Genomic DNA, 6,726 nt, shown 5'->3' on the forward strand with positions numbered 1-6,726 from the left:
GATGGGCGGGGATGAGGTTGTGGCGCGCTTGGAGGCGGCGGGGGCGACGCTGCTGGCGCTGCCTTCGGGCGGGTATTCAACGCAATTGCGGCAGATGAAATTCGATATCGTGCACACGGCGCTGGAGGCATACGGATGGGAGTCCGCTGTGCTGCGCCCGCCGGTGCCGAGTGCGGCGGCGATTAGCGCCATGGATGAGGCGTTTGGCTGGCTCGCGATGATCCCCGAGACCCGCTATGTGCTGCGGCGGATTTTAGGCGCGCGCGCGTTGGTGCATCCGATCACGGAACGGTATTTGTATCCATGGCGGCGGCTGGGCGCGATGCTGGGGGCGGACCACAAATCGGTACAGCGCTGGCATGGGCAGGGCATCGAAATCCTGGCTGCGGCGCTGGCGAGGAGCGAAGAAAAGTAATTTTTCTAACGCTGTGTTTTTTGTTCTTGCCCACATGCCCCGCCTTGGCATATACGTCTTGGCATACTGGTTCTTAACGCGCACCGAGAGGTACGGCAGAAAATATGATGGCGGGTTTGCTTGGATTTTCCCGCCATGCGATGGCAGGTATGGCGCGCGTGCCGGCGCGGCATCACGAGCTTTTGATTGAGAAGCTGGATGATGTCGCCGAGGGGCGTTGTGACCGGCTGATGGTGCAGATGCCGCCGGGCTCGGCGAAGTCTACTTATGGGTCGATATTGTTTCCGGCGTATTTTTTGAGCCGGCACAAGACGGCGCAGATTATCGCGACAGCGCATACGGCTTCGCTGGCGGATTATTTTGGACGGCATGTGCGCAAGGCAATTGCGGAGCATGGCGAGTGGCTGGGGGTGACGCTGGCGAAGGAAAGCCGGGCCTCGGCGAAGTTCAGGTTGGAGGAGGGGGGAGAGTATTTCTCGGCCGGGGTGCGCGGGCCGATTACCGGGCGGCGGGCTGATCTGATCATCATTGATGATCCGGTTAAATCCTGGGCGGAGGCGGAGAGCCGGGCGTCCAGGGAGGCGCTGTATGATTGGTACCGGGCGGAACTTTCGGCACGGTTGAAGCCGGGAGGGCGGCTGGTGCTGATTATGACGCGCTGGCACGAGGATGATTTGGCGGGCCGCCTCATGGCGGGGGAGCCGGCCTGGGAGAACTTACGGCTGCCGGCGATCGCGGAGAGCGGTGACGCGATGGGGCGGGCCGTGGGGCAGGTTCTGTGGCCTGAGTGGCAGGACGAGGCGGCGGTTTTGCGGCGGCGCCATGAGGTTGGCGAGCGGGCGTTCTCGGCGATGTATCAACAGCGGCCGCGGCCGCCGGATGCTGCGTTGTTCAAGGTGGATGCGATAAGGATTTTGGCGCAGGCGCCGGAAGTTTCGCGCACCGTGCGGGCGTGGGATTTGGCCGCGACGCTGCCAAGTGTTGGGCGCAATCCGGATTATACGGTTGGATTGAAGCTCGGGCTGGCGGCGGGGGGAGATTTGGTGGTGCTGGATGTGATCAGATTCCAGGGCTCGCCGGCGCAGGTTGAGGCGCGGATTCATGCCACCGCGAAAACGGATGGTGTGGGCACGATTTTGGCGTTGCCGCAGGATCCGGGGCAGGCGGGGGCGGCGCAGGTCGCCATGCTGAAGCGCAGCTTGAGCGGGTTTCAGGTGGTTTCATCACCGGAGACGGGCGCGAAGGTGATGCGCGCGATGCCGGCGGCGACGCAGGTGGATGGTGGGAAGGTGGCGTTGCTGGCGGCGCCGTGGAACGAGAATTTTATGAGTGAGATTCGGGCATTTCCGGACTCGGCAAAGGATGACCAAGTGGATGCGTTCTCGCGTGCGGTGAATACGCTGGCGACCACGAATTCTCAGGTTGCGCGGCGGGTGAATGTAGCGCTGCTGGGACGATGACCGCTAATTAAACTGTGAGGTTGCATGTTCGAGACGATTTGCGACACGGTGCCAACCGACGCCGGCATGCCGGCGCGCGTGGCGCGGCTGGAGATTATGCGGCGGGTTCTGGAGGGGACGATTTATGACAATCTGCCCTACCAGTTCCATGAGGAGCGGAACGGCGCGGGGGAATATATTCCGTTGCGCCAGCGCAGGCCCTCGGTACGCTACGGGCTGGCGCGCGTTGTGGTGGAGGATTCCGTTGCGTTGCTGTTCAGCGCAGGGCATTTTCCCGCGGTGGAGGCCGCGGATGCGGCGCTGGTGCGTGCATTGGGCGATGTGATTGCGGAAAGCCGCCTGAACGAGGTGATGATTGATGCCGCGATACGGGGATCCGTTGGGTCGGTTGCTATTTTGTTGAGGGTATTGCGGGGGCGGGTATTTTTCGCGGTGCTGGAGAGCCAGTATCTGACGCCAGTGTGGGATGTGCAGGCGCCTGATACGCTAAGCCAGGTTACTGAAAAATATAAAGTAAACGGCGCAGATTTGGTGGCGCAGGGCTATGCTGGGGTTGATCCGGCCGCAATGTACTGGTTTCAGCGAATATGGGACAGCGAGGCGGAGACATGGTATTTACCGTGGCCGGTGAATGATGCTTCCGCAGGGCCGGTGCGCGATGATGTGCGCAGTGTGCGCCATGGACTTGGCTTTGTGCCGATGGTGTGGATACGCAACTTGCCAGGAGGAGATGGGATTGATGGCGCGTGCACGTTCCGGGCCGCGATTGATAGCAATATTGAGATTGATTACCAGTTGAGCCAGGCAGGGCGGGGGTTGAAGTACAGCTCCGATCCGACGTTGCTGATCAAGGAGCCGGCGACCAGTGATTCGGAGATTGTGAAAGGTGCGGGGAATGCCCTTGTGGTCTCTGAAAAAGGTGACGCCAAGATGCTCGAGATTGGCGGGACGGCATGCGAGGCGGTGATTTCATATGTGCGGACGCTGCGCGAGTTTGCGCTGGAGAGTGTGCATGGCAACCGGGCGAATGCCGACAGGCTGACGGCTGCGCAATCTGGCAGGGCGCTGGAACTGATGAATCAGGGGTTGCTCTGGCTCGCGGATAATTTGAGAATTTCCTATGGAAATGGCGGCATTTTGCCGCTGATGAAAATGATTGTGCGGGCCTCGCAGGTGTTTCCGCTAACGGTGATGGGAGAGGTATTGGCTCCGCTGGATTCGACGCAGCGGCTGCGCCTGCGGTGGCCGCGATGGTATCCTCTTTCAGCCGATGACCGGCTGAAAGAGGCCCAGGCCGTGGCGACCTTGACGAATGCCGGGCAGCTCTCACGCGAAACGGCGGTAAAAACCATTGCGGCATCGCACAGTATTGCTGATGTTGAAGCTGAATTGAACGCGATTGATCAGGATGCTCCATGACAGATGAGATGAATGACGCAGAAGACTGGCAGGCACGGGCGCAGAGCGCCGAGGCGGCGCTGAGCCGCGTGCAGGCCGAGGCGGAGGCGCGGTTGATCCGCGCTGAGCTGAAGGCGGAGGCGTTGCGTGCCGGGATGGTTGATTTGGATGGCTTGAAGTTGCTGGATGTGGCGGACCTGCGGCTGACGGAGGTGGGCGATGTGGCCGATGCGCCGGCGGTTCTGGCTAGGCTGAAGCGAGCAAAGCCGTGGTTGTTTGGGATGGCGATGTCATCTTCATCGGCGGCGAATCCGCCGCGGCCGGAGCCGCCGCGCACGCGCCATGCCAATGATTTGAGCCATGAGGAATGGGTGGCGGCGCGCGCTGCGCTGCTGCGCCGCCGGTAATTCGACGCAAGGTGTTTTAATTTGCTGAATATCCGCCGGGCGGGGCCTGGCGGATATTGATGAATCACGTTTTAAAATAAAGGAATTTCTACCTATGGGTATTCAAAACTTTCCGGCCGCGCTGCAACCGATTATCCAGCAAGGATTTTTGGAGCGAGAGTTTGAGACTGCGTTGAAGTCGCGGTTGGGATACCGGTTGATCGCGGACAGGGAAGAGTTTTCAGTCGGGATTGGCGAGACGCTCACCAAGACGCGCGCGGGGTTGAAGCCGAGTGTGACGGTGCCGCTGGCGGCTTCGACCAATACGAATCTGGACAATGGTTTGACCTCCACGAACTGGGGGGTTGAGCAGTATACTATCGCATTGAATTTTTATGCCGCGACGCAGGATTTGAACATGGTGACGAGCCGTGTGGGGATTGCGAGCCAATTTTTGCAGAATGCGGCGACAAATGGCGAGCAGGCGGCGCGAAGCCTGGACGAGTTGGCGCGTAATGCGCTGTTTGCGCCGTATTTTGGCGGGAATACGCGGGTGACGGCTACGCTGGCGGCGGCGGCGCCGAGTGTTGAGGTTGACGATATCCGTGGTTTTCAGACAGCATTTTCAAACGGGGTGCAGCAGGTGGTATCGGCTACCTATCCGCTGACTGTGACGGTTGGGCTGAACTTGTATACGGTTGTGGGAGTGATGCCGGATGCGGTTAACGTATCGAGCGCGCCGAACGGTATTTCAGGGCAGCTGTTGTTCTCGGGCAATGTGAGCATTGCTGACGGCACCGCAGAGAATGCCGTGCAGGCGGCGACGGCGAGTTCCATCGTGCGCCCGGCGGGCCGGAGCACCACGGCGGGGCTGCAGGCTACGGATACGTTGAGCATGGGTAATCTGCTGGATGCCGTGGCGCTGCTGCGCCGCAATGCGGTGCCGTTGGTGGATGGCGTCTACAACTGTTATCTTGATCCGGTCTCGGCGCGGCAGTTGTTCTCGGACCCTGATTTCAAGCAGCTTTTTCAGGGGGCGACGTCCTCCAATCCGGTTTTCCGCCAGGGCATGGTGAGCGATTTTCTGGGGCTGCGGTTTATCACCACCACTGAAGCATATGTGCAGAATCATCCTTCGATTCAGAGCCTGTATGTGCGGCGGCCGATTGTTTGCGGCCAGGGTGCGCTTATCGAAGGCGATTTCGCGGGGATGGCGGCTGATGATGTGGCGCCGAAGGATAGCCTGGTGAATGTGATTGACAATGTGGCGATGGTGACGCGCGAGCCGATTGACCGGCTGCAGCAGATTATCGCGCAGAGCTGGTATTGGATCGGCGGTTTTTGCGCGCCATCAGACACCACGACGACACCGACCACCGTGCCGACCGCGACCAATGCGAACTACAAGCGCGCGGTGATGATTGAGCACATTGGTTAAGGAGGGACGGTAATGTCAACAGGTTCGACGCAACCATTCCGGCCGGCTGGGACGGTTAGCATCACGGCCACGGCCAGGGCCGCCCAGCTTCCGCTGGCAGGCGGGGGGAATGCTGTGCTGATCTATAACGCAGGGGCAACGACGGTGTTTTTCCGGCTGGGAGGGGCAACCGGGCTGACGGCGACACTGAACGATACGCCTGTGCCACCGGGGGGAAGAATGCTCGTGGGCGCAGGGCCGTTTGTTAGTTATGCCGCCGTGTTGGTCGCTTCGGGCTCCGCGCTTGTGTATTTCACGCTGGGCGATGGGGACACATACTGAGATGACCGGTAGTGTTGCGGCATCTTTCACCGATGGGCAGAAGGCGGATATCCGCAGGTTTTGTGGATATCCGGCCTATGGCGCCGGGCCGGCGGGATTCAACGCCTGGAGGTTTTTTCAGGCATATGGAACGCTGGAGTACCGGATGAACAATCTGGCGCCGGCGGAAGTTGCCGTGACGCTGCAGTATATCTCAACCCTGGCCACGCTTGAGGTGACGGTGCCCGGGACATCGGAAAACCTGGATACCGAAAGCGCCGCCGCGTGGACGCATAATGCCCACGAGATGCGCGATAGGACTAATTTGTTCGATAACTGGCGCCGCCGCCTGTGCGGTTTTCTGGGGGTGCCGCCGGGGCCCGCGCTGGCGCAGGCCGGCCTGACTTTGGTGGTATGAGATGGATGGCGTGCGATTGGCTGACCGGCTTGCCTATGGGGCCGGGTGCGCGGCGCGGCGGACAGGGTTTCTGCATGACGCGTACCGGCCGGAGGGGCCTGAGGCGCCGCTGGGGCTGGATAAGCGGTTTTTAAGGCTCTGTGTGGCCTTTGTGTTGCCTGGTGGTTCAGTCACCGCTCCCAGCGGCCTGGGCATACCATTCCGCCAAGCCTGGGCGGACTGGAGCTACTTGCGGGCGGGGGATTACCTGGCAGGGCCGGAAGGCACCGTGTTTGTGGCCGCGATTGAGCCGCCCAAGCCGATGCTGGTGGTGATGACGAATGCGGTTGTGAGTCTGGTGCGGCCTGAGGCGCCTGTGCTGGCGGGGCTGAATGGATATGGCGCGGTGCTGCCGGGCACGCAAAGGCCGCTGCTGGCGGGGTTTCCGGCAAGCCTGCTGGTGGGGGGCATGGGCGACAGAACCAGAGCCGGGCTGCCAGATAATACAAAAGTGCCGGGATTTAGCGCATTGTTGCCGGTGGTGGCAGATGCACAGCCGCATGTGGCGGATATTTTGAGCACGGCACGCGGCGAGCGGTTTATTGTAACGGCTGTTGAACGGCTGGATGCGGTGTGGCGATTCTCGCTTGTGCAGGAGGTGGGATGATGGCTGATCAGGCGGATGTGGAGGCCGCGCTGGCGGCGATCGTTGCCAATGCGCTGTATCCGGATGGTGCGAGCGCGCCCAGCGCGACGGGGAACATTTGCCGGATATACAGGGGATTTCCAAATACCCCCGCGTTGGACGCGGACCTGGCCGCCGGTGTTGTTAATGTAACGGTGATGGCAAGCGCGGCGGCGGTGAAGAATGTGACGCGCTACCCCCGGCGGTGGGTGAGTGTGACGCCGGTGGTGGAGGTGTTGAGTGTGGC

8 protein-coding genes and 1 pseudogene are annotated in these 6,726 nt (G+C 61.2%); all 9 read left to right on the top strand.

Annotated elements, in window-relative coordinates:
• The coding region (locus tag HKL97_RS11220; RefSeq protein ID WP_291425342.1) for a DUF6362 family protein at nt 1–415 on the top strand (415 nt) is incomplete at its 5' end.
• Between the two features lie 104 nt (nt 416–519).
• Nucleotides 520–1,875, top strand: coding sequence for a phage terminase large subunit (gene terL / locus HKL97_RS11225; protein WP_291425344.1), 1,356 nt, complete (start codon nt 520–522; stop codon nt 1,873–1,875).
• A 24-nt stretch (nt 1,876–1,899) separates the two neighbouring features.
• Nucleotides 1,900–3,294: a hypothetical protein gene (locus HKL97_RS11230; RefSeq protein WP_291425346.1), complete on the top strand. Its 1,395-nt coding sequence runs from the start codon at nt 1,900–1,902 to the stop codon at nt 3,292–3,294.
• Nucleotides 3,291–3,680 carry a hypothetical protein gene (locus HKL97_RS11235; protein WP_291425348.1) on the top strand — a complete coding sequence of 130 codons (390 nt, stop codon included), beginning with the start codon at nt 3,291–3,293 and terminating at the stop codon, nt 3,678–3,680. The genes HKL97_RS11230 and HKL97_RS11235 overlap by 4 nt, the downstream gene beginning before the upstream one ends.
• A 94-nt stretch (nt 3,681–3,774) precedes the next feature.
• Nucleotides 3,775–5,097 carry a DUF4043 domain-containing protein gene (locus tag HKL97_RS11240; RefSeq protein WP_291425350.1) on the top strand — a complete coding sequence of 441 codons (1,323 nt, stop codon included), beginning with the start codon at nt 3,775–3,777 and terminating at the stop codon, nt 5,095–5,097.
• Between the two features lie 12 nt (nt 5,098–5,109).
• Nucleotides 5,110–5,418 carry a hypothetical protein gene (locus tag HKL97_RS11245; RefSeq protein ID WP_291425351.1) on the top strand — a complete coding sequence of 103 codons (309 nt, stop codon included), beginning with the start codon at nt 5,110–5,112 and terminating at the stop codon, nt 5,416–5,418.
• Nucleotide 5,419: 1 nt separating this feature from the next.
• A complete protein-coding gene (locus tag HKL97_RS11250; protein WP_291425353.1) occupies nt 5,420–5,815 on the top strand; it encodes a hypothetical protein in 396 nt (131 codons plus the stop codon).
• Nucleotide 5,816: 1 nt separating this feature from the next.
• Entirely contained in the window at nt 5,817–6,461 is a 645-nt protein-coding gene (locus tag HKL97_RS11255) for a hypothetical protein (RefSeq protein WP_291425354.1), read from the top strand.
• Nucleotides 6,458–6,726: pseudogene (locus HKL97_RS11260) on the top strand (hypothetical protein); the annotation flags it as partial. The gene HKL97_RS11255 and the pseudogene HKL97_RS11260, both read left to right, overlap by 4 nt.

Source organism: Acidocella sp. (assembly GCF_013044125.1).
Lineage (GTDB): Bacteria > Pseudomonadota > Alphaproteobacteria > Acetobacterales > Acetobacteraceae > Acidocella.